The sequence below is a fragment of the Nocardioides sp. NPDC058538 genome (assembly GCF_042719275.1).
Taxonomy (GTDB): domain Bacteria; phylum Actinomycetota; class Actinomycetes; order Propionibacteriales; family Nocardioidaceae; genus Nocardioides.
Genome location: NZ_JBHXNY010000082.1, coordinates 1 through 1,440, shown reverse-complemented (window position 1 = coordinate 1,440; position 1,440 = coordinate 1). Strand labels below are relative to the sequence as shown.

Sequence of the window (1,440 nt, the reverse complement as noted above, 5' to 3'; positions counted from 1 at the left end):
CGACGAGACTCACGAAAAGTGCCCGCGAAACACCTTCGGTGCCTCATCTAGGAGTGCCCGCGAACCGGTGATCCTCGGGGTGTATGAGGAGTGTGTTGTCGTTGGCGGCGCGGGTTGAGATCACCAGTCGTTATGCGCGGCTGTATGTGGGGGCCTCGAAGAGGGTCAAGGGCGAACTGCTCGATGAGGTGGTCTCGGTGACGGGTTGGTCGCGTGACAACGCGCGGCGGCGGTTGGTGGCGGCGTCGAAGGCGCGGCCTGGCAGGGGCCGGGAGGTGGTGCCGCGGGTACGGAAGGGCCGGTCGTCGAAGTATTCCTATGACGCGTTGATGGTTCTCCAGCGGGTGTGGGCAGTCAGTGGTGGTCAGTGTGGGAAGTATTTGGCTGAGTCGATGGCGCTTCAGCTCGATGCGCTTGAGCGGCACTGTGAGCTGGTCTTCGGTCGGGACCGGTACAGCCGCGAGGTTCGTGAGGAGTTGCTGGCGATGTCGGCCGCGACTATTGATCGGTATCTGAAGCCGGTACGTGACTCGGATCCGATCCGGGGGATTGCGGCGACGAAGCCCTCGCCGTTGTTGAGGTCCTCGATCAAGATCCGCAAGGCGGGCGATGAGGTCGAGGATGAGCCGGGGTTCTTCGAGGGGGACACCGTGGCGCACTGCGGGCCGACGTTGCGCGGTGAGTTCGCAAGGTCGTTGAACCTGACCGATGTCCGCACGGGGTGGGTATGGACACGCTCGGTGCCCAACAACGCTCATGCCCACATCTTGAGCGGGTTGCAGGCAGCGGTAGAGGAGATTCCGTTCGCGGTGACCGGGCTCGACTTCGACAACGGCACCGAGTTCCTCAACCATGCCGTGATCAAGTGGGCTGGGGAGATGGGGATCTACTTCACTCGGTCGCGGCCGTACAAGAAGAACGACCAGGCCACCATCGAGTCGAAGAACAACCACCTGGTGCGTAGGTACGGCTTCTACTACCGCTATGACACTCCTGAGGAGGTGCGGGAGCTGAACCGGTTGTGGCGACTGGTCGATGACCGGCTCAACTTTCTGACTCCGACGAAGAAGCCGGTGGAGTGGGGCAGTGACCGTAACGGCCGACGGAAACGGATCTATGACAAGCCGGCTACGCCGCTGGCTCGGCTCTTGAGGACTGGGGTTCTCGCCCAGGGTCAACAGGCCGACCTGCTCGCCTATCGCGACAGCCTCAACCCTGCCGGGATCGGTCGCCAGATCGCCGCCGCCCAAGCCCGTCTTCGAGACCTGGCCGCCGATAAGACCGACGCACTCCACACCCGAGCCACCAGCGTCCTGGCCCACCGCCGCAAAGGCGGTATCTGGGTCCAGCATCGCGACGCGGCCGGCTAGATTCTCGCGGGCATTCCTAACTGAGGCACCGACCACACTTCGCGGGCATCTTGACATGAGGCACTACGGG

General features: G+C 63.5%; 1 protein-coding gene. It reads left to right on the top strand.

What is annotated here, in order from left to right; all coding sequences use genetic code 11:
• Positions 1-95: 95 nt before the first annotated feature.
• Positions 96-1,370: a DDE-type integrase/transposase/recombinase gene (locus ACFWQC_RS28315; protein WP_378686180.1), complete on the top strand. Its 1,275-nt coding sequence runs from the start codon at positions 96-98 to the stop codon at positions 1,368-1,370.
• Positions 1,371-1,440 lie beyond the last annotated feature (70 nt).